Annotated in this window: 1 pseudogene; it reads right to left on the bottom strand. The window is 45.9% G+C overall.

Annotated features, from left to right (window positions below):
• Positions 1-811: pseudogene (locus tag ACS8FC_RS16445) on the bottom strand (DNA-directed RNA polymerase subunit beta'); the annotation flags it as partial.

Raw genomic sequence — 811 nt, 5'->3', positions numbered from 1 at the left:
TCACTTTATGACCACGTGCAAGGTCACGGCCATAACACTGTGAACACACGCCATGTTCGATATCACACGTAATTACTGAACGTACCCAGATATCATCGATTGCGTTGTTATCAAGGACGCTAACCCAGTACTCATCGATCAATGTACCAGCTGGAATCAATACTTTATCAGCATCATCGTTATAAGTAACGTCACGAGCAGTCACGCGACCCAGTACTAGCTCACCTAGCTTCTCAATGATTTCACCACCTTGGATATGTGGTTTCATGAGTAGGCCTTCTTCAGTACCACAATCATCGCTAGTGATAACCAAATCTTGTGCCACATCAACCAGACGACGAGTTAGGTAACCCGAGTTAGCCGTCTTCAGTGCTGTATCCGCTAGACCTTTACGTGCACCGTGAGTTGAGATGAAGTACTGTAGTACGGTCAAACCTTCACGGAAGTTAGCTTTAATCGGCGTCTCAATGATTGAGCCATCTGGTTTCGCCATCAAACCACGCATACCAGCCAACTGACGAATCTGTGCCGCACTACCACGAGCACCAGAATCTGACATGATAAAGATAGAGTTGAATGACTTCTGCTCGTCTTCTTCACCTTGTGCGTTGATAACTTTATCTGTTGCCAAGTTGTCCATCATCGCCTTAGCGACTTTGTCATTGGTACGTGACCAGATATCAACTACTTTGTTATAGCGCTCACCAGCAGTTACGAAACCTTGCTCGAACTGATCTTCGATTTCGCGAACTTCGCCTTCTGCCACTTCGATGATTTGCTTCTTAAGTGGTGGAATAACCACGTCGTCGAT

This window comes from Psychrobacter sp. 1Y4 (assembly GCF_051847555.1).
The sequence above is the reverse complement of the archived record's forward strand: the minus strand, read 5'-3'. Positions and strand labels throughout refer to the sequence as shown.